Origin of the sequence: Streptomyces sp. NPDC056734, assembly GCF_042790455.1 — a bacterium.
Taxonomy (GTDB): domain Bacteria; phylum Actinomycetota; class Actinomycetes; order Streptomycetales; family Streptomycetaceae; genus Streptomyces.
This window is the reverse complement of sequence record NZ_JBHTZD010000006.1, coordinates 90,138-114,398: the sequence shown is the minus strand read 5'-3', so window position 1 is coordinate 114,398 and position 24,261 is coordinate 90,138. Positions and strand designations below refer to the sequence as shown.

General features: G+C 70.8%; 23 protein-coding genes and 1 pseudogene. 9 read left to right on the top strand and 15 right to left on the bottom strand.

Annotated features, from left to right (window positions below):
• The first annotated feature begins 1 nt into the window (after window position 1).
• Window positions 2-1,033 carry a hypothetical protein gene (locus tag ACFRFC_RS10860; protein WP_382680731.1) on the top strand — a complete coding sequence of 344 codons (1,032 nt, stop codon included), beginning with the start codon at window positions 2-4 and terminating at the stop codon, window positions 1,031-1,033.
• Here the strand turns inward: ACFRFC_RS10860 and ACFRFC_RS10855 are convergent.
• Complete coding sequence (locus ACFRFC_RS10855; protein WP_382680730.1) at window positions 1,012-2,085, bottom strand: MFS transporter; 1,074 nt, start codon at window positions 2,083-2,085, stop codon at window positions 1,012-1,014. The genes ACFRFC_RS10860 and ACFRFC_RS10855 overlap by 22 nt on opposite strands.
• Before the next feature lie 153 nt (window positions 2,086-2,238).
• Between ACFRFC_RS10855 and ACFRFC_RS10850 the strand changes: the two genes are divergently transcribed.
• On the top strand, window positions 2,239-2,460 hold the full coding sequence (locus ACFRFC_RS10850) for a hypothetical protein (protein ID WP_382680729.1): 222 nt from the start codon (window positions 2,239-2,241) through the stop codon (window positions 2,458-2,460).
• 394 nt (window positions 2,461-2,854) lie between these two features.
• On the opposite strand, the pseudogene ACFRFC_RS10845 reads toward ACFRFC_RS10850, so the two are convergent.
• Window positions 2,855-3,025 (bottom strand): annotated as a pseudogene (locus ACFRFC_RS10845) (alpha/beta hydrolase); the annotation flags it as partial.
• A 427-nt stretch (window positions 3,026-3,452) separates the two neighbouring features.
• Here ACFRFC_RS10845 and ACFRFC_RS10840 point away from each other — a divergent pair.
• On the top strand, window positions 3,453-4,139 hold the full coding sequence (locus ACFRFC_RS10840; protein WP_382680728.1) for a DUF4232 domain-containing protein: 687 nt from the start codon (window positions 3,453-3,455) through the stop codon (window positions 4,137-4,139).
• 15 nt (window positions 4,140-4,154) lie between these two features.
• Here the strand turns inward: ACFRFC_RS10840 and ACFRFC_RS10835 are convergent, their stop codons facing one another.
• The 12 genes from ACFRFC_RS10835 to ACFRFC_RS10780 form a co-directional block, all read right to left on the bottom strand.
• On the bottom strand, window positions 4,155-4,460 hold the full coding sequence (locus ACFRFC_RS10835) for a muconolactone Delta-isomerase (protein WP_382680727.1): 306 nt from the start codon (window positions 4,458-4,460) through the stop codon (window positions 4,155-4,157).
• A gap of 63 nt (window positions 4,461-4,523) precedes the next feature.
• Window positions 4,524-6,050: an aldehyde dehydrogenase family protein gene (locus tag ACFRFC_RS10830; RefSeq protein ID WP_382680726.1), complete on the bottom strand. Its 1,527-nt coding sequence runs from the start codon at window positions 6,048-6,050 to the stop codon at window positions 4,524-4,526.
• Window positions 6,047-7,219, bottom strand: coding sequence for an oligopeptide/dipeptide ABC transporter ATP-binding protein (locus ACFRFC_RS10825; protein WP_382680725.1), 1,173 nt, complete (start codon window positions 7,217-7,219; stop codon window positions 6,047-6,049). Before ACFRFC_RS10825 ends, ACFRFC_RS10830 begins: the two co-directional genes overlap by 4 nt.
• Window positions 7,216-8,262 carry an ABC transporter ATP-binding protein gene (locus ACFRFC_RS10820; RefSeq protein WP_382680724.1) on the bottom strand — a complete coding sequence of 349 codons (1,047 nt, stop codon included), beginning with the start codon at window positions 8,260-8,262 and terminating at the stop codon, window positions 7,216-7,218. Before ACFRFC_RS10820 ends, ACFRFC_RS10825 begins: the two co-directional genes overlap by 4 nt.
• Before the next feature lie 14 nt (window positions 8,263-8,276).
• A complete protein-coding gene (locus ACFRFC_RS10815; protein ID WP_382680723.1) occupies window positions 8,277-9,227 on the bottom strand; it encodes an ABC transporter permease in 951 nt (316 codons plus the stop codon).
• Window positions 9,221-10,324, bottom strand: a complete 1,104-nt coding sequence (locus tag ACFRFC_RS10810; protein ID WP_382680722.1) for an ABC transporter permease — start codon at window positions 10,322-10,324, stop codon at window positions 9,221-9,223. The genes ACFRFC_RS10815 and ACFRFC_RS10810 overlap by 7 nt, the downstream gene beginning before the upstream one ends.
• Before the next feature lie 13 nt (window positions 10,325-10,337).
• Window positions 10,338-12,053, bottom strand: a complete 1,716-nt coding sequence (locus ACFRFC_RS10805) for an ABC transporter substrate-binding protein (RefSeq protein ID WP_382680721.1) — start codon at window positions 12,051-12,053, stop codon at window positions 10,338-10,340.
• A gap of 204 nt (window positions 12,054-12,257) precedes the next feature.
• Window positions 12,258-13,898, bottom strand: coding sequence for a phytoene desaturase family protein (locus ACFRFC_RS10800; protein ID WP_382680720.1), 1,641 nt, complete (start codon window positions 13,896-13,898; stop codon window positions 12,258-12,260).
• A gap of 15 nt (window positions 13,899-13,913) precedes the next feature.
• Complete coding sequence (locus tag ACFRFC_RS10795) at window positions 13,914-14,897, bottom strand: membrane dipeptidase (RefSeq protein ID WP_382681064.1); 984 nt, start codon at window positions 14,895-14,897, stop codon at window positions 13,914-13,916.
• A 71-nt stretch (window positions 14,898-14,968) separates the two neighbouring features.
• Window positions 14,969-15,739, bottom strand: a complete 771-nt coding sequence (locus ACFRFC_RS10790; RefSeq protein WP_382680719.1) for an aspartate/glutamate racemase family protein — start codon at window positions 15,737-15,739, stop codon at window positions 14,969-14,971.
• A 290-nt stretch (window positions 15,740-16,029) separates the two neighbouring features.
• On the bottom strand, window positions 16,030-16,872 hold the full coding sequence (locus tag ACFRFC_RS10785) for an IclR family transcriptional regulator (RefSeq protein WP_382680718.1): 843 nt from the start codon (window positions 16,870-16,872) through the stop codon (window positions 16,030-16,032).
• Window positions 16,873-17,173: 301 nt separating this feature from the next.
• A complete protein-coding gene (locus ACFRFC_RS10780) occupies window positions 17,174-17,590 on the bottom strand; it encodes a DoxX family protein (RefSeq protein ID WP_382680717.1) in 417 nt (138 codons plus the stop codon).
• Window positions 17,591-18,044: 454 nt separating this feature from the next.
• Between ACFRFC_RS10780 and ACFRFC_RS10775 the strand changes: the two genes are divergently transcribed.
• From ACFRFC_RS10775 to ACFRFC_RS10765, 3 genes are all read left to right on the top strand, one after another.
• Complete coding sequence (locus ACFRFC_RS10775; RefSeq protein WP_382680716.1) at window positions 18,045-18,773, top strand: lytic polysaccharide monooxygenase; 729 nt, start codon at window positions 18,045-18,047, stop codon at window positions 18,771-18,773.
• A 526-nt stretch (window positions 18,774-19,299) separates the two neighbouring features.
• On the top strand, window positions 19,300-20,034 hold the full coding sequence (locus tag ACFRFC_RS10770; protein WP_382680715.1) for an RNA polymerase sigma factor: 735 nt from the start codon (window positions 19,300-19,302) through the stop codon (window positions 20,032-20,034).
• The gene (locus ACFRFC_RS10765; protein ID WP_382680714.1) at window positions 20,031-21,137 is read left to right on the top strand and encodes a CU044_5270 family protein; all 1,107 of its coding nucleotides are present in this window, start codon (window positions 20,031-20,033) and stop codon (window positions 21,135-21,137) included. Before ACFRFC_RS10770 ends, ACFRFC_RS10765 begins: the two co-directional genes overlap by 4 nt.
• 235 nt (window positions 21,138-21,372) lie before the next feature.
• Here ACFRFC_RS10765 and ACFRFC_RS10760 read toward each other — a convergent pair whose 3' ends face one another.
• Window positions 21,373-21,780: a hypothetical protein gene (locus ACFRFC_RS10760; protein WP_382680713.1), complete on the bottom strand. Its 408-nt coding sequence runs from the start codon at window positions 21,778-21,780 to the stop codon at window positions 21,373-21,375.
• A 444-nt stretch (window positions 21,781-22,224) separates the two neighbouring features.
• Here ACFRFC_RS10760 and ACFRFC_RS10755 point away from each other — a divergent pair, with 444 nt between their 5' ends.
• The 3 genes from ACFRFC_RS10755 to ACFRFC_RS10745 all read left to right on the top strand — a co-directional run bounded on the left by ACFRFC_RS10755 (window position 22,225) and on the right by ACFRFC_RS10745 (window position 24,234).
• Window positions 22,225-23,406 (top strand): helix-turn-helix domain-containing protein, encoded by a 1,182-nt coding sequence (locus ACFRFC_RS10755; protein WP_382680712.1) that lies wholly within the window; start codon window positions 22,225-22,227, stop codon window positions 23,404-23,406.
• 39 nt (window positions 23,407-23,445) lie between these two features.
• A complete protein-coding gene (locus tag ACFRFC_RS10750; protein WP_382680711.1) occupies window positions 23,446-23,646 on the top strand; it encodes a DUF397 domain-containing protein in 201 nt (66 codons plus the stop codon).
• 159 nt (window positions 23,647-23,805) lie between these two features.
• Window positions 23,806-24,234: a hypothetical protein gene (locus ACFRFC_RS10745; RefSeq protein WP_382680710.1), complete on the top strand. Its 429-nt coding sequence runs from the start codon at window positions 23,806-23,808 to the stop codon at window positions 24,232-24,234.
• Window positions 24,235-24,261 lie beyond the last annotated feature (27 nt).

The following is a 24,261-nucleotide window of genomic DNA, read 5'->3' as shown; positions in this document are numbered from 1 at the left end:
GGTGAAACACTTCGTGCTGGTGGCAGGCTATGAACTGCCGCCGAAGAACCTTCCTTTCCGGACCTATTGCGAGAACCGCGTCAGGCAGCATGTCGCGGCGAACCGGGCCAAGGAGGATCTGGTCTTCCAGATCCTCGACGTGGGGCGCGGGGAGGTCGTCATCCGGACCTTCACCTATCCCGGGGGCACACGCACCGAGTCGGTGGCCGCCGTCCGCTCCTTCGAGCCGGTCACCCGCAACCATTACAACGGCAATGTCTTCAAGGAGAACCAGGACGACGTGATGTCGGTCCTGGACATCTACGACGCCGTACGGACCATCGGCCGGACCGCGCCCGGCACCCTGATGGAACTCAGTTTCCTCTCGCATGGCTTTTCCCACGGCCCGGTGCTGGTCGACAGCCTGGACGACAGCATGGTGGAGGGCCCGAACCCCGACACGGGCCGGCCGGAAACCTTCTGGATCAGCGACAGGTTCCGCGATCCCGACGACAAGGATCCGCGGACCAAGGACTTCGACGTGCCGAACATGACGTACGGGGAACTCGCCGGGTTCCAGGCGGCCTACCACCCCGACGCCATCAATTGGAGCTGGGGGTGCGCGTTCGAGAAAGCCGCGCATCAGATCCTGCACCGGCTGGAATACCACCCCGATTACCGGTCCTCCGGCGTGCCGGACGACCAGGTCTTCGTCTTCACCAATTTCAGCGCGTCACATGTGAATCATCTCACCATGATTCTGCGGACGCCCTTCCCCGACCACCGAAAGGTGGAAATCACCTTCGGCACCTTGAAGCTGTACTTCCACAAACAGCTCCTGGCCTCCTACAGCCACGCCCTCGCCGTCGCCTCCGGCCGGACCACCTTCGGCGCCCTCATCGGCACCTATGCCGAAAGGGACACCGGCCCGCGCCCCCAGATGCACATCAACAAACAATTCACCAGACACTTCACCTTCTACCGAAACTATTTCGGCTTCACCTTCGACCCCGAGGGAAGGTGGTACGGCGCCTACGACCCGGCCTTCCTCTGAGACCGGAGCGGATGCCGGAGCAGATAGCCGGCCGCGATCGACACCAGGACGGCCATGCACGCGATGAAGACCAGCCCCGCGTCCTCCAGACCGAGCGGGCCCGTCAGCAGCCCGACGCCGATCACCGGCAGCGAGATGCCCGCGTAGGCCACCACGAAGAGCGAGGAGATCACCGCCGCGCGCCGGTCCGGCGGAGACGCCCCGGCCACGGCGGACAGCGCGCCGCGGAACGCCAGCCCCTGCCCGGCCCCGCCGACCAGCGCGCTCAGCACCAGCGGCCACAGCAGCTCCCACCGCAGCGCGCCCGCCAGCAGCGCGAGCCCGGCGAGCAGCACGGCACAGCCCAGCGGCAGCGACCGCGCCACCCCGAACCGGCCGACCGCCAGCTGCCCGGCCGTCGAGGCGAAGAAGGCCAGCGCGACGACCAGACCGCTCACGGCGTGGTCGTCCACCCGCAGGAAGTCGGCGAGGAACTCCGGACTGACCGACGTGAAGACCCCGAACAGCGCGAACCCCGCGAACGAGGCGATCGCCGCGGGCACGAACACCGCCCGCACGCTCGGGGGCAAGGCGGCGTACTGGGCCAGCACCCCGGCGAGCAGCGGACCGCAGCCCAGCCCGCCCATATTGGCGGCCGTCGCCACGAACGTGGCCCGTGAGGTCCCGCCCGCCGGTGCCAGTTCCATCACGTACGCCGTGGCGGCCCCGGTGAACAGCCCGGCGGACAGTCCCGACAGCAGCCGCCCCGCGTACAGCCAGCCCAGCCCGGTGGCACACAGGAAACAGACCGCGCTGGCCGCCGCGAACCCCAGCCCGCACAGCAGCACCGCCCGTCTGCCCACGGCGTCCGAGACATTGCCCGCCAGCAGCAGTACGCCGATGACCCCGAAGGCGTAGACGGCGTACACCACGGTGACCGTCAGATCGGAGAACCCGAACTTTTCCTGGTAAAGGGGGTACAGGGGGGTCGGCAGGGTGGTACCGGCCATGCACACGGCGAACACCGCCCCACCGAGCGAACACGCGCGCCACCGCCGGTACCCACCATCCACGCCGCCGACCGTAACCCGCACCCCCACCCACATCCGGGTCCGGCACGCCACCACGGCCGACGGCGCTCCGGTGGGGGTCCGGCCGGGGTCCGGGGCGATCCGTACGTGGACGGGCGCAGCGAAGGGGACACTGTCGGGCGCATACTGGGGGCAATGACAAAGCCCACTGCACCGAAGCGTCATTTGCCTACCAGCCCCTTCAAGGCCCCGGTCGCGCCGGCTCCCAAGCAGATCGCCGTGGGCGACCAGGTCACACACGACATCTACGGCCTCGGCCGGGTCATCAGCATCGAGGACGGGATCGCGGCGCTCGTGGATTTCGGCTCGTCACGTGAGCGGATCCTGAGCCCGTACACCAAGATGACCAAGCTGTAGGACCGCTGTGCCCGGTCGCCGCCCGCCGGCTCCCACCACTGCCCTGTAACGATTGGAAAACCTCTCATCGACTCGACTTCGCTGTTCTCCGCCCCGACAGAGGCGCCCCGCTACGCCAACACGGCATCACCGCCACCGGCGACGAACCCCTTCCAGGCCCCGGATCTCGGGGAGGACGACGACTTCCTGATCGAGGACGCGCTGTCCTTCCCGGACCTGGGTCCGGTTCGCGGCGAGGGGGGCTAGCGTCGGCGCGGCACGGTGGCTTCCGGTCCCCACCCCATGATGTTCGCGCCCGACGACCTCGCGGGGATCGTGCGCGACCGAGCCGTCCGGTCCCCGATCCATGCCATGTCGGGGACCCTGGACGGGACCCACCCAAAGGTCCCGCCGTCTTCCTCTCTGGCGTGAGACCGCAGGAGACCGGGCCGCTCCGTCCCACACCGCGCGGGTCGAGGCCGATGAGGTCGTACCGCTGCTGTACGGGCCGGGGAAGAGCCTCCCGCCTGCTCAGCGGCATGATCAGCCCCGGGCCACCCGGGTTGGCGAGCAGGACACCGGGCCTGCTGGTCCAGCGGGACCTTGATCGTGGCGCACGCGCCCTCAGTCCGGTTCATCACCCTCTCGCTGCGCAGGACACGGCATCACCTCCTCGTCGTCGCAGGGGAACTCCGCGCGCGGGGGGCTCTGGAGAGGGAGGGGAATGAGGGGAGGGGTGAGAGGGGTGACGGGGCCCAGGACTGACAGTGCGTCGGGGTCATCCATGCGGCTATGCATATGCCAAGGGCGCGGTCACCCTCGTACCGCTCGCGTCGCTCCGCTCCGAGGTTCACCAGGGAAACCGTTCTGCTTGGGCCATCCGCTGTCACGGATGTCACCGGCCGGTGACAGCGTTGTCCTGGAACGAAGGCGTGGGTACCCCTGTGGCCCGCCGTCCCCTCATAGTCATCGAGCGAGCACCGATGACCAACAGACGACCAACAGGGGATTTCATGTCCGGCAACCGTCGCAAGGCCCTCCTTCTGTCCGCAGCCCTCGTGAGCGGCGCTCTGCTGATGACCGCCTGCCAGAACTCGGACACCGGTGCCGCGCAGGATCCCGCCACCGCCGCCCCCGCAGGCAACACGGCCGCCCCCACCGACAGCGAGCAGGGCGGTGACCAGGGCTCCGGCGTCGCCGATGGCGGAAGTGACGACGCGCCCGGCTCCGGTGCCGACCTCGGCGACGGTGAGCGCGTGCCCGTCGAGGAGGCCGAGGACGTCGGCGGTGGCGAGGAGGTCGGGCAGGTCTGCGGTGCCAATGACATCTCCTGGAGCACCCGTCCCGAGAGCCAGGCCGGTGGATACATCCTCGTCATCGCCCAGGCCCAGGACGGGATCAGCTGCTATCTGCCCGCCGGTCTCCCGACCGTCGCCTTCGGCTCCGACGGCACCCAGGCCGGCCCCGCCGAACAGTCCGCCGGACCCCAGATCGAACTCAGCGGCGACACCACCGTCTACGCCGGAGTGAACCCCAAGTCCACCAACACCGAAACCGGCAGGGAATTCGACTTCATCATCGTCGGCGTCGGTGACGACGACCCCAACCCCGTCTCCCTGCCCGTCGACACCATCACCGTCGAGGAGCCCATCGTGACCAACTGGCACACCGACCCCGCCGACGCCGTCCCCTTCGGCTGACCGGACCCGCCCGTGTCACGCCGCCGTCCCCACCGCCACCGGCGGCCGTGGATCGACCGGGTGGACGGCGAGGGGGTGGACCGTGACGCTCATCCAGGGCCAGACCGGGAGGGAGGAGATGATGGCGTGCAGTTCGGTGGCGTCGGGCGCCTGCCACAGACCCCAGTTCTCCATCCGGCCGGGTACCCGCCACATACGGACGAGATGACCCGACGCGGCCAGTTCGGCGGCGTGGGCGCGCTCGGCGGCGGAGACCGCGTCCTTGTGAGCCGGGTCCATGTCATGAGGCCAGGTGATCTGGATGTTGACGAGGAATTCCATCGTTCTTTCCGGGTTCCTTAGTTCGCGCGGTGTGCTGGGCACGGTTCGTCTCTGCCGGTCCGGCTAGTCGCCGAACGGGTCCGCCGGGATGCCGTACTCCGTGATGACCGACTTGGTCTGGAGGAATTCCTGGACGGCCTCGACGCCGTTCTCGCGGCCCAGGCCCGACTGTTTGTGGCCGCCGAAGGGGACGGACCAGTGCAGGAGGCGGTAGGTGTTCACCCAGACGACCCCGGCGTCCAGGCGGGCGGTGAGACGGTGCGCGCGGGACGCGTCGCGGGTCCACAGGCCCGCGGCCAGGCCGTACTCCAGAGAGTTGGCCGCGGCCACCGCCTCGTCCTCCGTACCGAAGGGCTGCACGGTGACGACGGGGCCGAAGATCTCCTCCCGGCACACCGCCATGTCGGGGCGTACGTCGGCCAGTACCGTCGGCAGGTACCAGTAACCGCCCTCCGTGCCGCCGGCCGGCTCGGGGCGGCGGGCGCCGGTCAGGGCGCGGGCGCCCGCCCGTACCGCGTCGGACACATAGGACTCGACCCGGGTCAGCGCCGCCGCCGAGGCCAGCGGGCCGATCTGGGTGTCCGGGTCGCGCGGGTCGCCCACCCGGAGCCGGTCCACGGACCGGGCGAAGCGGGTCAGGAACTCCTCGTACACCTCGTCCTGGACCAGGAGCCGGGAGCCGGCCACGCAGGTCTGGCCCGCGGCGGAGAAGGCGCCCTGGCGGGCGGCGGCCACGGCCGCGTCCAGGTCGGCGTCGGCGAAGACGACATGGGCCGACTTGCCGCCCGCCTCGCACACGAAGCGTTTCATCCGGGACGCGGCCCGCGCTCCGATCTCCCGGGCGACCGCCGTGCTGCCGGTGAAGGTGACCATGGCGACGTCCGGATGCCCGGTCAGCGACCGTGCCTCCGCGGCCCCGCCGATGACGGTGCTGACGACACCCGGCGGGAACCCCGCCTCCAGCGCGAGTTCGGCGAGCCGGACGGAGGAGGCCGGTGCCTGGGGCGGGGGCTTGAGGATGACCGTGTTGCCCGCGGCCAGCGCCGGGGCCAGCTTCCAGGAGCCCAGGGACAGCGCGCCGTTGAAGGGGGTCAGCGCGGCGACCACCCCCAGCGGTTCCTGGCGGATCACCGCGCTGGCGCTCGCGCTCAGGGTGCGGGAACGGTCCTCCAGGGTCTCCGCGACCGCCGCGAAGTAGCGGTACCAGCGGACCAGTGCGGCAACCTCCGCCCTGGTCGCCGCGAGGGGTTTGCCGTTGGCCCGGGTCTCCAGCGACGCGAGTTCGTCGCCATGGGCGGCGAGTACGTCGCCCAGGCGGTGGAGGAGGTCGGCCCGGGTGTGCTGGGGAAGGGCCGACCAGGGGCGCAGTGCCGTACGGGCCGCCGCCACCGCCTCGTTCACCGCCTCGGGGTCCTGGTGGGCCGTGGCCCAGTGGGCGCCCGTGGCCGGGTCCAGGAGGGGGACCTCGGTGCCGGCGGGGGGCGTCGCGCGGTCGCCGATGAACGAGGTCCACACCGGCAGGGGTGTGTCGGCCCGGGTGGCGGGCCTGGTGGGGGCTCCGGTGGTGGCCCCGGTAGTGGGCGAGGTCATGGGTGTGCGGTCCTCTCGGTGCTGAGCGCGGCGCGTACGGCGGGCTCGTCGTGGTGATGGCAGGCGATGGTGTGGGCGGGGTGATCACGGTGATCACGGTGATCACGGTGATCACGGTGATCACGGTGATCAGGGTGATCAGGGTGATCAGGGGAGCCAGGGGGGCCGGACCGGTCCGTACGGGTGCCGGGTCCGGGCACCTCCGTGGTCGGCGGCGGCTCCGTGCGGCACAGCTCGGTGGCGAAGGGGCACGCCCGCTGGAAGCGGCAGCCGGGCGGCGGGTCGGCCGGGTCCGGGGGCTCGGCGCGCGACCGGGTACCGGCACCCGGCAGCGGGGCTCTCGGGTCGGGCACCGGGACGGCGGCGAGCAGGGAGTGGGTGTACGGATGGCGGGGCGAGGCGAATACCTCGGCGCACGGCCCGCTCTCCATGATCCGGCCCCCGTACATCACGACGACCCGGTCGGAGATGTGCCGGACCACGCTCATGTCGTGGGAGATGAAGAGGAAACTCACCTCGCTGTCCCGGCGCAGATCCTTGAGCAGATTGACGATCTGGCCCTGCACGCTGACGTCGAGGGCCGAGACGATCTCGTCGCAGACGATGAACCGGGGCTCGACCGCGAGCGCCCGTGCGATGGCGGCGCGCTGCCGCTGTCCGCCGGACAGTTCGTGCGGGTGGCGGTCCGCCAGTTCGGGGGCGAGACCGACCTGGGCGAGCAGCTGCGCGGCCCGTTCGCCCGCCTGCTCCCGGGGGACCGTGCGATGGACCTGGACGACCTCGCGGATCATCGCCCCGATGGTCATCCGGGGGTTGAGGCTCGCGTACGGGTCCTGGTGGACGATCTGGGCGACCCGGGGCAGCGACTTGTCGGCGCGCAGCCCGGCCAGCGGGCGGCCCTCGATCAGGATCTCTCCGGCGACGACCGGGGACAGGCCCACCAGGGCCCGTCCGGTGGTGGTCTTGCCGCTGCCGCTCTCACCGACGATGGTGACGATGCTGCGCGCGGGCACCGTGAAGGAGACGCCGTCCACCGCGCGAGCGCTGCCGGTCACCCGGCGCAGTACCCCGGTGCGCAGGGGGAAGTGGACCTGGAGGTCCGTCACCGTCACCGCGTCGGGCGGGGTGGTGGAGGGCGGGTCGATGGCCGGGGCGGTCTCCGTGCTCATGCGGGCACCCTCTCGGTGTGCGGTTCGCCGGCCGGTGCCGGATGGGGGCAGCGGACCGTGTGCTCGGGGTGCGCGCCGGGTGGGTGGAGGAGTTCGGGTACGGCGTCGCCGCACTCGGGGCGGGCCATCGTGCAGCGGGGCTGGAAGGCGCAGCCGGGGGGTGGGTCCGCCGGGTGGGGCGGGAAACCGGGGATGGCGGGGAGCCGGTCGACCTGGCGGTCCAGGCGGGGGACGGCGGCCATCAGGGCGCGGGTGTAGGGATGGCCGGGGGCGTCGAAGAGGGCGGTGGTGGGGGCGGTCTCGACGATCCGGCCGCCGTACATGACCGCGATCCGGTCGGTGACCCCGGCGACGACCCCCAGGTCGTGGGTGATCAGGACCAGGGCCATCCGCAGTTCGCGGCGCAGGCGGTCGATCAGGCCGAGGACCTGGGACTGGATGGTGACGTCCAGGGCGGTGGTGGGTTCGTCGGCGATCAGCAGCCGGGGTTCACGGCTGACCGCCATGGCGATGAGGACGCGCTGGCGCATCCCGCCGGAGAGTTCGTGCGGGTAGTTGCCGAGCCGGTCGCGGGGGCCGGGGATGCCGACCAGGTCGAGCAGTTCCGCGCACGTGTCCTTGGCCCGGTGGCGGCTGTGTCCGTCGTAGCGGACGAGGGGTTCGGCCATCTGGGCGCCGATGGTCATGGCCGGGTTGAGCGCGGAGAGCGCGTCCTGGGAGACGAGCGCGATGCCGCTGCCCCGGACCTGCCGCAACTGCCGCCGTCCGAGCCGGGTCAGGTCCCGCCCCTCGAAGGCGATCCGGCCATGGACCTCGGCGCCCTCGTGCCCGAGCAGGCCGAGCACGGCCAGCATGGTCTGGCTCTTGCCGCACCCCGATTCGCCGACGACCCCGAGGGCCTCGCCCTCGGCGACGCTGAAGGAGACGTCCCTGACGGTCTCCACGGAGCCCGCACCGGGCGAGGGGCCGGATGATGAGCCGGACGGTGCGCCGGCGCGGTCCGGGTAGGCGACCCGGAGGTGTTCCACTTCGAGAACGGACACGCTGGTGCCTTCCGCTACGCGAGCTTGATCTTGGGGTTGAAGTACGCCTGCACCACATCGACCAGGAAGTTGATGAGGACGAAGGCGACGGCGATCATCAGGACTCCGCCCTGGACGAGAGGGATGTCCCGGCTGGAGATGGCCTGATGGAGCGCCAGGCCGATGCCGGGCCAGGAGAACACCGTCTCGGTGAGCACCGCCCCGCTGAGCAGGAACCCGGCCTGGAGTCCGATCACGGTGACGACCGAGGGCATCGCGTTGGGCAGCACATGCCGGGTGATGACCCGCAGCTCGCCGATGCCCCGGGAACGGGCGGTGCGGACATAGTCGTTGCCGATCACCTCCAGCACGGCCGACCGGGTCATCCGGGCGATCACCGCCAGCGACCACGCCGACAGGGTGATCACCGGCAGCACCATGTGCGCGGCGACGTCCAGGGCTCCGCCGCCCCCGCCGATGGAGGTCATGCCGGTCGCGGGGAGCATCCGCAGCTGGAGCGAGAAGACGACGATCAGTACGAGGCCGAACCAGAACGACGGCACGGAGTTGAGGAACAGCACGCCGACCGTCAGCCCCCGGTCCCGCGCGGAGCCCGGCTTCATGGCGGCCCAGGTGCCGATCGCCACCCCGGCGAGGGCCGCGACCACGATCGCGGTGCCGGAGAGCAGGAAGGTGTTCAGGAGCCGGTCGGAGAGCACCTCCGAGACGGGGCGGCCGAAGGAGAGCGAGCGGCCGAGATCGCCGCCGAGCAGATTGCCGAGGTAGGTGAAGTAGCGGGCGACGGCGGGTTCGTCGAGCCCGAGGTCCGCGCGCAGCGCCTGCCGGTCCTCCTCGGAGGAGGTGGGGCCGAGCAGGGCGGTCGCCTGGTCCCCGGGGATGATCTGGCCGAGCCCGAAGGTGGCGATGGTCACCCCGAGGACGACGGGGATCATCTGGAGCGCCCGGCGCAGGGTGAAGGTCAGCATGGTGTGTCTCCTGGGCTGTTCCTGACCGGGCGGGCGGGGGCCGAAGCCGCAGCAGAAGCCGGGGCCGAAGCCGGGGCGGTGACGGAGGCCGGGGCCGCGGGCTTCCGCTCGCCGGGAACAGCTCCACCCGTACCCCCGCCGAGCGCGGCGCGCAGCCGGCCCTTGCGCCCGGGGCGGCCGGTCCGGCTGCGCGGGTCGAGCCGGTCCCGTACGCCGTCGCCGAGCAGGTTGAAGCCGATGGCCAGGACGACGATCACCAGGCCGGGGATGGTCGCCACATGGGGCGAGGTGACCAGCAGGGCACGGCCGCCGCTGAGCATCTGGCCCCAGTCGGGCGCGGGCGGCTGGGCGCCGAGGCCGAGAAAGGCGAGGCTGGCGCCGAGGATGACGTTCCGGCCGGTCTGGAGGGTGGCGAAGACGGCCAGCCCGCCGAGCAGGTTGGGCACGATGTGGCGCAGGGCGATCCGGCGGTGCCCGTAGCCCAGGACCCCGGCGGCCTCCACGTACTGCTCCTGCCGCAGGGACACGACGCTGCCGCGCACGATCCGGCCGAACTCGGGGACGGTGACCACGACCATGGCGATCACCATGGAGGTCAGTCCGGGCCCGAGGGCGACCCCGATGCCGAGGGCGAGCAGGATGCCGGGGAAGGAGAACATCACGTCGAAGAAACGCATCAGGACGCTGTCCAGCCAGCCGCCGACGTAGCCGGAGACCAGGCCGAGCAGTCCGCCGATCAGCAGGGCGATCAGGGTGGGCACGACCGCGACCAGCAGGGCGAGTCTGCTGCCGTGCATCAGCCGGCTGAGGATGTCCCGGCCGACCTCGTCGGTGCCCAGCGGATGGCCGCCGCTGAAGGGGCCCAGACCGATGGCCGCCGGGTCGGTGGCGAGCGGGTCGGCGGGGGCGATCCAGGGGGCGAGCAGCGCGACCAGGACGGTGACGGCGACGATGGCGCCGCCGATGACCGCCGTGCTGTTGCCGCCGCGGGCCGCGCGCAGCAGTCGGCGCAGGGTGACACGGGCGGCGGCCCGTGAAGCGGGGGGTGGTACGGGAGCGGGTGCCGCAGTGGGTGCGGTGGGCACAGTGGCCTTCATGGCAGGAACCTCCTCACCGGCGGCGGATGGTGGTGTAGTCGATGTAGACGGACGGTGCCGCGACGACGCCCTCGACCTTGCGGCTGAGCAGCCGGGGCAGCCGGTCCTGGTAGAGGAAGACCCAGGGCGCGTCGGCGGCGATGGTGTCCGCCGCCCGGCGGTACAGCTCCATCCGGGTCGTCTCCCGGGGTTCGGCACGGGCCCGGTCGAGCAGGGCGTCGACGGCCGGGTTGCGGTACCAGCCGCGGTTCACGCCGTCGGGGGGATGCAGGTCCCCGCTGAACATCCGCTCCAGGAAGTCACCGGCGTCGGCGCCGGTGGTCCAGCCGTTGAAGGAGCCGTGGACGCCGTCCTTGTATCCGGCGCCCTCCTCGGCGACGAGCGAGGCGAACTCCATGTACTGGACCTCCAGTTGCACACCGACCGCTTTGAGGTCCTGCTGGATCAGCGACATGATCTCGGTGGCCTGGGAGAAGCCGGGCCCGCTGTCGGGCGCGAGCAGGCGCAGCCGTACGGGGGTGGGTACGCCGCTCTCCGCGATCAGTCGTCTGGCCAGGGCGGGGTCGTGGGCGTAACGGGCACCCTGAGTGCTGTCCCCCTGGTCTGGCTGGTCCCCCTGGTCCTGCTGGTACGCCTCGTTGCCGCGGGGCAGTGGGCCGTGCGACGGGGTGACCTGGTCGGCGGTGAGGGTGGCGATGGCCTCCCGGTCCACGGCGTGGTTGAGCGCCTGCCGGAAGACGGCGTTGTCCGTGGGGGCGGTACGGGTGTTGAGCCGCAGGAAGTACTGGTTGGCGGGCTCCGGGTACTGGACCGTCATGGTGCCCTGCCCGGCGAGCTGGCGTACCTGCTGGGCGCCCGCGCTGAGGATCGCGTCGACCTCGCCGGTCTGGGCGGCGATGGCCAGCGTGGTCGGGTCGCTGACCGACTCCACGATGATGGACTCGGTCTTCGGCACCCCGCCCCAGTAGTCCGGGTTGCGGGTCAGCTCGACCCGTTTGCCGTGGTCGGCGGCCTGCTGCCGGTAGGGCCCGGTGCCGACGGGGTGCAGCCCCACTTCGTCGGGGTCGTGGGCGCGCAGCACCGCCGGGCTGATGAGGGACATCCGCCGGTCGGTGAGCACGCGGGGCAGACCGGCGTACGGCTTGGTGAGCCGCAGGGCGACGGTGTGCGGTCCGCGGACCTCGACGCGTTCGATCCAGCGGGTGAGGAACTTCATGTTGCCGGCGGCGGTGGCGTCGTACACCGGGGACTTCTCGTCGCTGATCCGGTCGAAGTTGAGCTTGACGGCGTCGGCGTCGAAGCGGGTGCCGTCGGCGAAGGTGACGCCGGTGCGCAGGCCGAGGGTGTAGGTGAGAGCGTCCGGGGACGCCTCCCAGGAGGTGGCGAGGCCGGGCCGCAGCTCCGGCGCCCGGTCGGTCCTGGTGCCGAGGTCCTCCCGGATGAGCGGGTCGAAGAGCGCGTCCACGACCCGCAGCCCCACGGTGCCGGAGAGGCGCTGCGGATCGAGTACGGGTATCTCGCCCTCGGCACCGATGACCAGGGTGTCCGGGTCGCGTCCGAAGCTCGGCGGCGAGGCACAGCCGGTGAGCAGCAGGGCGCCGGCGAGCAGGGTGCCGGCCGTGCGGCGGAGGGTGACGCGGACGCCTGAGCGTGGTGCGCGCGATGCGCGCGGCGGACGGGGCGCAGCGGGTGGGCCCGGTGGTGACCCGGGTGGGTGGGTGAGCCTCATGAGTGCGGCCTTTGTTCGGGGAGTCTCATGGGTGCGGTCTGTGTGTGCGGGGGGTGAGGGGCACGGGTGTTGTGCGCGTGGGTGTCATACGTGCGGGCGTCATACGTGCGGGTGTCATACGTGCGGGCGTCGTGCACACAGGTGTCGTGCGTGCGGGTGGCACGCGCACGGGTGTCAGGCGCGCCGCATCCTGTTCCCGGGGTGTCATGGGCGCACCCCCCGTTCCCGTCCGAGGTCGCGCAGCACCGTCGTGGCGGCGTTTCTGCCGGGGGTGCCGGTGACGTATCCGCCGGGCCAGGTGCCGCTGCCGCTGACGTAGAAGCCGGGCAGCGGGGTCCGGTAACCGGCGAGGGCGGGGTGCGGGCGGGCGCCGAAGAGACTGGCCGGGAGCATGTCGCCGTGGGTGATGTTGCTTCCGGCCAGGCCGAGTTCGCGTTCCATCTCCACCGGGTTCATGAAGCGGTGGTCCACGATCCGGTCGGCGATGCCCGGCATCAGCAGGCTCAGCTGCTCGACGCAGCGCCGCCCGAAACGCTCGGTCCGTGCGGTGTCCCAGGGCCCGTCGTGCGGCCGGTAGGGCGCGTGCCAGGCGTTCAGGCTGATCAGGTGGGTGGTGCCGGGGGTGAGTCCGGGCGAGGTGAGGGTGGGGGTGAGTCCCCACATCAGGAGCTCGTCACCGGTACGGCCTTCCAGCGCGGCGGAGATCGCCGCCTCGATGGTCTTGGGCCCGGACCCGAACCGGAACTGGCAGGCGCGTACCGCCTCGGGGTCGGCGTCGTCCGGCAGTCCCGCGTAGGACGGGAGCGAGTCGACCTCCAGGACCACCTTGAAGGCGGAGCCGCGCATCGGTGTCGCGAGGACGGCATCCCCGATGCCGGAGTCCATCGCCTCCGCGTCGAGGAGGTCACGGAAGAGATGGTGGGGGTTGACGGTGGAGATCACGCGCGGGGCCAGGAACTCCTCGCCGGCGGGGGTGACGACACCGCGTACCCCGTCGGGGCCGTGCAGGACCTGTGCCACGGGGGTGCCGGTGCGTACCCGCACGCCGTGCGCCCGGCAGGCGCTCTCCAGGGCGTCGACGATGGCGCTCATCGAGCCGACGGGCAGACCGGTGGAGCCGCGCAGGGCGAGGCGTTCGGCGCCGTCGGTGCCTCCGGCGTACGGGCTCCCCGCGGCGGTGGCGGCGAGCGCGAAGGGCCGCATCATCAGCCCCACGGCGGTGCCCGGCGTGGACGGCGGGACGAGCTGCGCGTTGAGCGCGAGCAGCATGAGCAGCGCCTTCGCCCGGTCGGAGACCAGGTGCGCATCGAGCAGCGCGGTGAGACCGCCCTCGAAGACCAGCTCGAACAGCCGTCGGTCCGCGGCCCCGGTCAATCGTTTCTTCAGTACGTCGAGGGAGGGCGGTGTGCTGTCCAGGTGGACCCCGAGCCGGGCGCCCAGCCGCTCCAGGCCACCGATCAGTCCGCGGTAGCGGGCCGCCTCGCCAGGGGCGAAGGCGTCGAGTTGGGCGTCGACGCGGGCGGGGTCGCGCCAGCCGATGAAGCAGCCCTCGTCGAAGCGGTGGACCACGGTCGGGTCGACCCTGACGAACCGCAGGCCGTGCCGGGCGAGTTCGAGTTCGGCGACGACGGCCGGGTTGAGGGAGCCGGGCGAGTTGGTGAAGGCCAGCCGGCGGCCGGGCAGGAACTCGTACGCGCCGCAGGGGCCGCCGAGTCCCGGCCGGGACTCCAGCAGGGCGACCCGCAGCCCCGCGCGCCCGAGATAGGCGGCGGTCACCAGTCCGTTGTGGCCGCCGCCGACGATCACCGCGTCGTAGTGGTGACGGCTGGGCTGTGGGCGTCTCATCTGGTGCCGTGCCTCTCAGGTACGGGGGGCGGCGGTGAAGGCGTCCTCGAACAGGTCCACCCAGTTGCCGCCGGACATCCGCGCGACCTCGGTGGCCGTGAAGCCCCGGTCGAGCAGCCGCTCGCGCACGGTCCCGTAGCCGCGGCCGGCCGCGAACCAGTCCGGGAACTCGACCGGGCCGGAGATGGGCACCATCGGGCTGCGGCTCCACCGGCCCTGCCGCCACCAGTGCAGTTCCTCGTCGCCCTGGCCGGCGTAGTAGTCCGAGCCCAGTCCGACGTGGTCGACGCCGATGAGTTCGGCGGTGTAGGCGACCATGTCGCAGAAGCGGTCCACGGTGCAGTCGACGCCGTCGGGGGCGATCCTCGGGTACATGCTCAGCCCGACCACGCCACCCGACTCGGCGGTCTGCTTGAGGACGGTGTCGGACTTGTTCCGCAGCGCCAGTTCGACGTCCTCGCCGACGAACGCGCGGGGGTTGGCGTGGGTGACGGCGACGGGCCGCTCCGAGGCATCGATGGCCTCCAGGGAGGTGCGTTCATTGCAGTGCGAGATGTCGACGAGCATGCCGACCTGGTTCATCTCGCGGATGAGATTGCGTCCGTAGGTACGGGAGAGTCCGGCGTCCTCGCCCTCCCAGCAGCCGGCTCCGGCGGAGTTCTGGGTGTTGTAGGTGAGCTGGGCGATCCGCACCCCGGCCTGGTGGAAGGCGCCCACGAGGTCGAGGTCGTCCTCGAAGGGACTGCTGTTCTGGAAGCCGAGGACGACAGCGGTACGTCCTTCCTCCCCGGCCCCGCGGATGTCGTCGGCGGAGCGGCCCTCGCGCAGCAGGTCGGCGTGCTCGGCCAGCAGCCGCTGCCAGCGGCCCACCTCGCGCATGGTCTCGGTGGAGTCCTCCCAGATGGCCACCGTGGCGTGGATCGCGGTGATCCCCGCGGTGTGCCACTCCTCGAAGCGGGCTCGGGAGGGCTTGACGAATTGCAGGGCGTCGACGAGCACGGGGGCGTTCTCCTTGGGGTCGGAGTCGGGGCCGGGGCCAGGTTCGGGGCCGGGTTCGGGGTGAGCGCTCATCAGCCCGCGGCCTGACCGGCCTGACCGGCCTGACCTGCCTGGTCGATCTGATGGATCTGGCCGAGTCGGCCGAGCGCCGGGATCTCGTCCCGCAGACCGAGGTGGCGCAGGGCCCGCCACAGGGACGCCTGGTTGCTGGTGACGACGGGCAGACCGGTGTCCATCTCCAGGTAGGGCAGCACCTCGAAGGTCCGGAAGGTGCCGCAGGAGATCAGCAGGGCGTCGGCGTCCGGGGCGGCGCGGTGCAGGCTGCGGCCGAGCCGGTAGGCGCTGTCGGCGTCGTGGACGCTGGCCTCGTACGGGTCGGTGATCTGGAGCCCCTCGATGACCGGGACCTCGAAGCCGACGGCGGTGAGGTAGTCGCGCAGCGCGTCATTGACCTCGTCGGTGTAGATGCTGCCGACTGCGACGGACCTCGCGCCGACCGCGCGCAGGGCGTCCACCTGGGCCTGCATCATGGTGATGGCGGGGACTCCGGTCTCCGCGGTGATCTCGTCGGTGACCTTCTCGTCGGTGCCCGGCCCGGGGATGAAGGTGCCGGGGGCACCGCACTGGACGATGAGGTCGACCTTGGCGGTCGCGAGCTGCCGGGACGCCTCCAGGACCTGCGCCATCATCGTCTTCAGCCCGTCGGCGTCGACCCGGGGGACGATGGTCCGCGCGTCGGCGAAGGCCACGCCGGTCGGGGCGACGGAACGCCATTCCTCGGCGCCCTCGATGGCCGTCGCGGGACGTATCTGCCCAATACGGGCACGCCAGCCGAGTAGCATACGAAATCTCTCTTTCCGGTACGCGCCGCCATGCTCTCCGGCGACCTGGGATCCGAATCTGGGACAGTGGACCAGATCGGTTGGGACAACGTACCCACGACGGCGGAGACAGGTCAATGGGGTGGAGGGGAAGCGCTGAACACGCCATAGAGGGGTGTGTTCTGGCCATGGGTGGGCCGCCGGGACCTCGCCCGGTGCCGCCGCTGAACGCGAAAAAGCCCGCTACCCCCAGGGCGGGGTAGCGGGCAGCGAAGAGTTGGTGACCGGTGGCCGACGGGCCTGCTCGCCGATCAGGCCGGCTGCCGCCAGCGGACGGTGATCTCCGCGGCGGCGGCCCGCAGCACGGGGACGAGTTCGGCCGTGCGCTCGTCGGTCAGACGGGACTGGGGGCCGTAGATGCTCAGCGCGGCGACGACGCGGCCCTGCGTCCCGATGGGGACGGCCACTCCGCAGCCGCCCGGGATCCACTCCTCGCGGCTGATGGCGTATCCCTGCTGACGCGCCCCATCGATCCGGCTGAGGAGAAGGGACTCGGCGTCGTCGGGTCCGGGGTCGGCGGCCGTGTGCTCCCGCACCAGTTGGCCGAGCTGCTCGGGGGACAGCATCGACAGCAGCACGCGGCCGGTGGCACCGGAGAAGAGGGAGTAGGGACGGCCCACTCCGGTGATCAGCCGCAGCGGCTGGGGGCTCTCCGCCTCGTAGACGGTGACCCGGCGTCCGTCGACGACCGTGGAGACACATGCCGTCTCCCCGGTCAGGGCCGCGATGCGGGAAGCGGTGGCCGAGGAGGCGCCGACGAGGTCGCTGTTGGCGGTGTGCTTCCAGGCGAGGGTCAGGGCGGCGGGTCCGATGACGTACTTGCGCGTGCCCTCGTCGGCGACGGCGAGCCCTGCGTGTTCCAGGGAGGCGAGGATGCGCTGCACCGAACTCTTGCTGATCCCGAGGTCGCGGCTCAGTTCCCGGACACCGCGCGGCCGGTCCGCCTCGGCGATGGCCTTGAGGACCTGGATGGCGTGATCGACGATCTGCACGGTGCCCACCGGCCGCGTACCGGCACCGGGCCGGTCGTCGTCGGGACCGACGGGCCGAGAGCCCGCCCCGGTGGGGGCCGCGGAATCAGGTGCAGTCGCCATGGAACGCGGCAATCTCCCTCATGAGCAGGGTCAGGAACACGACCGGGTGCGCCGCGGTGGCGGACGCGGGTGGTACGCCGGCTCCGTGATTCACCGAAACGGCAGTATCACACAGGCGCTCCGGCGAGGGGCAAGAGCGGCCGGGGCGAGCGGGATACGGGCGGGGGTGGGCGGATGCGGGCGGGGCCGAGGTTCGTACCGCGACGGCGGACGCGGGGCGGTGCCGACCGTGGCGCAGACACCGCCCCGCGCGCACCCAGGCATGTCGAGGATCTCGCCCCCGGCGCGCACCTGCCGGGCGTCAGCGCCCCGCCGCCGCCCCGCCCGGCGCGCGGACCATGGACGTCGCCGACCAGCGGCCCGGACCCAGGGCGGCGATGAGGAGGAACGACCAGCAGAACATGGCCGCCGCCTCGCCGCCGTTCTCGATGGGGAAAAGGGCGTCGGACTGGTGCTCCACGAAGTACGCGTACGCCATGGAGCCGGAGCACAGCAGGGCCGCGGGGCGGGTCGCGACACCGGCCAGCACCAGTACGCCGCCGAGCAGTTGGATGACGGCGGCCCACCAGCCGGGCCATGCGGCGATCTCGGGCTGGGCTCCGTGCGGACCGCCCAGGACGTCGAACAGCGTGGCGGCCCCGTGGCAGGCGAACAGCAGCCCGACGACGATCCGGAAGAGCCCGATCACGGACTCCCTGTTCCTCTCCAGCGCTTGCATCGGTGAGGCTCCTCTCTCGCGCGGCACCCCGGCAGGGGGCGGCGTCGTGGTGGGGGTGGAGGTGTTACCGGAGGCGTAGCCCCGTAGCTGGACATAACAGGACATCACAGAAGCGCGGCACGAAAGGGCGCCACACGAAGGCAGTGCGTACGTGCTGAGCGGCGCGAGGGCTGTGCGGGGGCCGTGCGGGGGCTGTACGAGGACAGGGCCTGGCCTTTGCAGTCCCGAGGTGACGGCTGCGTTTCGCAAACTCTGAACCACCCCCGGCCCGCTTGTCTAGACCAATAGGGCGAGAAGTTCGGACACGGCGAGGAGTGGGCAAGTCGGCCGGGCCGGCGGGCAGTTCGCCCCCGACACCCTCTTGACCGCAGCCAGATCCCGACTATGGTCTAGACCTGAAACGGGGAGGTCTAGACCAAGGCTGCCGAGAACGTGTTCGAAAGAAAGGTACGAAATGAACCACAAACGACGGATTGCCGCGACCATCGGCGCGCTGATCGCGCCCGTACTCGCCATCAGCCTCCCGGCGAGCACGGCCAGCGCCCACGGCTGGGTCACCTCCCCTGCGAGCAGGCAGGCCCAGTGCGCCTCGGGCGTCGTCGACTGCGGCCAGATCTCGTACGAGCCGCAGAGCGTCGAGGGGCCGAAGGGGCTCACGAGTTGTAGCGGAGGCAACGCGGCGTTCGCCGAGCTGGACGACGACAGCAAGAACTGGACCGTCACGCCGGTCGGCTCGACCTTCACCTTCACCTGGAACCTCACGGCCCGGCACGCCACGGACACCTGGCAGTACTACATCGGCAACGACAAGATCGCCGAGTTCGACGACAACGGCGCCATCCCCGCGGCCACGATGAGCCACGAGGTGGACTTCGGCTCCTACACGGGCGAGCAGACGGTCCTCGCCGTCTGGAACGTGGCGGACACCACCAACGCCTTCTACTCCTGCGTCGACGTCAACATCGGCGGCGACACGGGCGGTGGCGACGGCGGCGGTGACGGCGGCGGCACCGACCCGGCGACGTGCGACGCCCCCGCGTGGAACGCCGGGAACGTCTACGTCGGCGGCGACACCGTCTCCCTCGACGGTCACACCTGGCGAGCCAAGTGGTGGGTGACGGGCGAGGAGCCCGGCACCAGCGGCGAGTGGGGCGTCTGGCAGGACCTCGGCGTCTGCGCGTAGCACCGGGTGACGGGACCCGCGCGGACACCGTCCGCTCGACGGGTACCGTCCGCTCCACGGGTACCGCTCGCTCGACGGGTACCCCTTAGCTCCTCCTCCGGCGCCGGGACGGCGTGGCTCGGTCAGGGCCGACGCCGTCCCGGCGCCGGAGGCGTGTGGGGGGTGCGTCGGGGGTGCGTCGGGGGTGCCGTGTGCGGCCTGTCTTCGAGGAAGCGGTACGCGTACCAGACGGTGGTCGACCGGCTGCCCTTCACGTGAAGCCCGGTGAGGTGACCGGCTCTGCGAGATCGGCACCCTGCTGGACGCCAAGTCCGTGCACCCCGGGTGATCGAGCCGGCGGGACTCGGCAGCGTGGCCCACAAGCGGGTGGGCGCCCTCTCGCTCGGGACGGGCCGGCGACTGGGCATCGCCGACGCCCTGCTCCGCACCCGGCGGCGGCATGGTCACCTTGTGGGGTGGAGCCAGGCGGTCGGGGTGTGTCGTAGGTCACGGGAAGCCGGTGCGGGGTGGCGGACAGCTGTCTGAGGTGAGCATTCATCTGCGTACCCGGATAAGAGCCGGGGATCCGAGCGCGTACGGGGAGCTGTTCGACAGCTATGCGCGCGCGGTGTACAACCATGCCTTCCGGCTGACGGCCGACTGGTCGGCCGCTGAGGACGTCATGGCCGCCACCTTCATGGAGGCGTGGAAGCTGCGGGAGCGGGTGGATCCCGAGGGGGGTTCGCTACGGCCCTGGCTGCTGGGGATCGCCACCAACACCGCGCGGAACCAGTTCCGGTCCAACCGCCGGTACCGGGCCGCCGCGAACGCCGCCGCCGCGGCCGAACTGTCGGTGCCCGACCACGCCGACGAGGTGGCGGGCCGGATCGACGACCGGCGGCGGCTCGCGAGTGTCCTCACCTCGCTGGCGGCGCTGCGCCGACCCGAGCGGGAGGTCATCGCGCTCTGTCTGGGCGAGGGCCTGGACTACGAGTCCGCGGCCGAGGCGCTCGGCATTCCTGTCGGTACGGTCGCCTCCCGGCTGTCCCGGGCCCGCAAGAAGCTGCGCGCGCTGGCCGAGGCCGAACTCACCCGCCCGCCGACCGCCACGCCCGGCCCGGCCACCGGGCTGTCGCGGCCCGCCACCGAGACGACCGGGAAAAAAGTACGCGGGAATGCACGCGGAAAAGTTCGCGGGAATCGGGAAGTCGACCGCCCCCTCCGACAGACAAGAGGCGATCACGACCACGCGATCCGGCCCGCGCAGGAAGGAAACCGATGAACGCGAACCCGTCCCGGAACCACCGGCACCCCGCCGAGATGGACGAGAGCGCCCAGCTCATGTCCCAGACGGCACGCGACCTGCCACCGGGCCGTCACCAGTTCCACAAGGAGCGTCTGATGGCCCAGATCCACGACACGCGGCAGAGCGAAGCCCGTACGGCCACCCCCGCCCCCGGCAAGCGGACCCGGCGGCTGCGGCTGCCCCGCCCGGCGATCACCCTGCCCGCGATGGCGGCGGCCGTGGCGGGCGTGATCCTGACCACGACGGTGCTCAACAACGGCGGAGGCGGCGGTCTCGCCACCGGACCGGCCCTGACCACCGACGATCTCGGCGCCGCCAGCGCCAATGGCGTGCCCCAACTGCTCGACCAGATCTCGCTGGCCGCCGCCTCGGACACCACCCACCCGACGGTCGCGCCGGGCCAGTTCATCTACGTCGAGTCCAGGACGGCCGACACCTTCATCAAGATCGAGGGCGACGACGGCGGCCTCGCCAGCCATCCCCTGCACACCCGCAAGGTCTGGAAGTCCCCGGACGGCACCGAGGGCTGGCTCATCGACCCCGCGGTCAACGACGGCCCCGAGGGCGAGACCCTGAGCCTGCCCGACGAGCAGGGCAACGTCCCCGAGGCGAGCCTGAACGGACCGTCGTACGACTACCTGAACCAGCTCACCACCGACCCGGACGAGTTGCTGGCGAAGATCTACAAGGAGACCGAGGGCATGGGCAACTCCCCCGACCAGCAGGCGTTCAGCACCATCGGCGACCTCCTCGGCGAGAGCTACCCGCCCGCCGAGCTGTACTCGGCGCTGTTCAAGACGGCCGCGAAGATCCCCGGGGTCGTGGTGGTGAACGACGCGGTGGACGCGGCCGGACGGCACGGCATCGCCGTCGCCCGGCTGGACGAGACGAGCGGTGCCCGCGAGGAGTGGATCTTCGACAAGAAGACCTACGTCTTCCTCGGCGAGCGCACGGTCCAGGTGGAGCAGCGAAAGGAGGGTGACATCGTGATCGAGCCGGGGGTCATCATGTACACCAGCGCGATCATCACCCGCGCGGTGGTGGACGGAATGAAGCAGACGCCGTCCACGTCGTCCTGAGCCCCTCTCCGCTGCCGCTACCGGGACCCTTCTCCGGGCGCAGGTGACACGTGACCGGCGCGGCAGCGGGGGCACTGGCAGGGGGGCCAGCGGAGGGAGTCGGCGAGGGTGAGGGGTCCAGGACCCGGCCGGTAGACGCGTGTCCGGGTACGGTCCACGCGCTCGCCGTCGGGCCGGACCCGGTAGGTCTCGATGGTCATACGGGAGGTGCCCGGAGCGGGCGGGGTCCCGGCGTTCACCGAGCACCCTCGCCGTCCGGGGTCCGCTGGACAACGGCCTTGAGTACGGCGGACACGGCCCGCTGGAACTCGGGGCTGTGCTCGATGGCTTCGTGTTCGGGGTCGGTGTACTGCCAGGTGTGGCACCCGGGATGACCTGCGTACAGGATGCACGCCTCGTCCTTGGGGGTCGGACCGGACAGGGTGTTGCAGTCGGGGACGACCCGGAACGTGTCGGGGCGCCGGCCGTCCGCCCACTGGGCCCACACCTCGCCCTGGCTGGCGTCGTCCAACTCCCACGCCAGGTCGTGGTGACGGCCACCGGAATGCTCCTGGAGCAGGCAGCGCAGCACCGGCCGCACATTCCCCGGAACACTGGAGTCGTGAATCGACGCGAACATCTCCGCGATCAGACCGACCGGCATCAATGCGGTGGCACCACACACCCGGGGGCGGGGAAGGGGCGGCCAGGGCTGTTTGATCAGCGAGACCACACCGCACCCCCCGGCATCGCCTGCGGCGCGGACACATCCACGGCCGCGGGACCGACTGGGCCGTCAGTAGCACGCCGCTTGAACGACAGGCAGACCCTCCGACGCCGGGCCAACGGCGTTAACAGCCGTGACAGCCGACCGACAGTCAGACCAGTTTGCTTCATCTCTCTAGCTCCCTTCTCGTAAGGGTTAGTGCACGCGAGTAGGGGGCGGCCCGAATACACGGTTCATGGGGGGGGGCTACCTCCTGCGTTCGCTGCCCACTACTAGACAACTCCGCAAGACTAAGATCAGTTGGCACAGAATCGGCACAACGAAGGTCTCTGCCAAGGCATCTGACGGTGCGATTCCCATCCACCATGCGAAAGTAGGCGCATGGAGAACACTCCCGCTCCCGGCGAGAACATCGCCGTACTGCGCAAGGCGCGTGGCCTCGGACAGGCCAAGCTGGCACAGATGTCGGGCATCTCCGTGTCCTACCTGTCCAAGATCGAGGCGGGCACTCGCCCGGTCACGCCTCCTGTGGTGGCTGCCCTGGCGAGAGCCATGAAGATCTCCACGAGCAGGATCTACGGCCAGCCGTACTTGAGTGAGTCCAAGCAAGCAGAGCTTCTCCATGACGTCCGCGGCGCGGTGAGGCGCTACACCCTGCCGAAAGAGGACGTCCCCGAGCCGGGTGATCTGGCGGCCGACGTGGAGACTGTCATGCGGCTTCGGGCGGAGACCAAGTACCTGGAATTGCTGGAGATGCTTCCGAAGCTCCTGGGGCAGGTGACCGCTACGGCACTGTCGTCCTCTGGAGAGGCGGGAGCCTGGTCGCAGCTCGTTGACGTGTACGGGTGCGCTTACGCAGCCGCGCACCGGCTCGCCCAACCGGACCTCGCCGACATGATCGTGTCTCGTCAGGCGTGGGCGGCGCAGCAGACCTGGAACCCCAGGGCCGAAGTCGCTGCGGCCTGGAACGAGGCCGGCACATATCAGAGCGCGGGACAGTACGACGACGGCCTTGCGATCGTTGAGCGAGCCATCTCCAAGTACGAGAGAGCCGGGGGAGACAGCGCCCTGGCCAAGGCAATGAGCCTGGGCTCCTTGCATCTTCGCGGGGTTGTCCTGGCTTCGCGTCACAATGACAAGGGGGCCACGGCCGACCACCTTCGCCGGGCGCACGAGCATGCGAAGTTCATCACGACCGACGTACTCTCACACAATCTCACTTTTGGGCCTGCTAACACGGCCCTGTATGAACTGGCGTCACACATCGAGCTTGGAAAGCCGAGCGCGGCAGTGGAAATGAGTGGTCCACTGCTGACGAACCCGCCTCCAACCCTCACTCCGAGTCGCCTTGGCCGCATGTATATCGACATAAGCAGGGCAAGGCTGGACGTCAAGGACCATGCCGGAGCCGAAGAGGCACTGGAAAAGGCATTCCACGTCGCGCCGGAAATGACTGAGGCTCATCCCATGGCCCGGGAAGTCATTCGAGTACTTTTCGTGCTTCACCAGCGGGCTCGGCCGAAGCTGATGATGATGGCGAAAAGGGCGGGATTGGCCTCGTAGTCCCACGCTCGGCCCTCACACAGGGAGCTATAGGGAGCCATGAACAGGAAAGATCCGAACAGCTCACCATGGTCGAAGTCGAGCTACAGCAACGGGAACGGCAACTGCGTAGAGGTGTGCCTCGTCCCCCGCGCAGTGGCCATGAGGGACAGTAAGCAGACCGACGGCCCAGTTCTCACACTCTCCCGCGGAGCGTTCGCCGGGCTGGTGACATTGGCCCGCAACGCCGACGTCGGCTGAGTCCATCCGGTCCGTCGAGCCCCGCCCGGTCGCGCGATCGCGATACCGGGCGGGGTTCCTGTGTTGCTCCATCGGGACGCATCAGCGTGAGACGGCCACCGCCGGACCGGAAGGGAGTACCTTCGCGCCCACGGATCGGCTCGGCCCGGAGGGGGCTGCATGACGGCGTACGGTCGTACGGAGAGCGAGTGGGACCTGCTGGTGGACGCGGGGCGGGGGTTCCTGGTCGAGCGGGCGAAACTGGGCAGGCCCACCTCGTACACGGAACTCAATGTCACCCTGGCCCGGCGGACCGGCTGCCGGGCCTTTGACTTCGAGCGGGCCGACGAGCGGGCGGCCATGGGGCATCTGCTCGGACTGATCGTCGTACGGGACCGGGAGATCGATCCGTCCGATCCTCCGCTGATGCTCTCCGCGCTGGTGAACTACCTGGCCGCCAACGACGCCGGTCCCGGCTTCTACCAGTTGGCCAAGGAACTCGGGCTGCTTCCCCTGAGCGCCTCGAAGGACGAGAAGCTCGCCTTCTGGATCAAGCAGGTGAACCTGCTCCAGGAACGCCACGGAAGGCGCCCGCCAGACCCGGCCTGAGACGTGGCCCCTCGGGAAGCGGAGCGC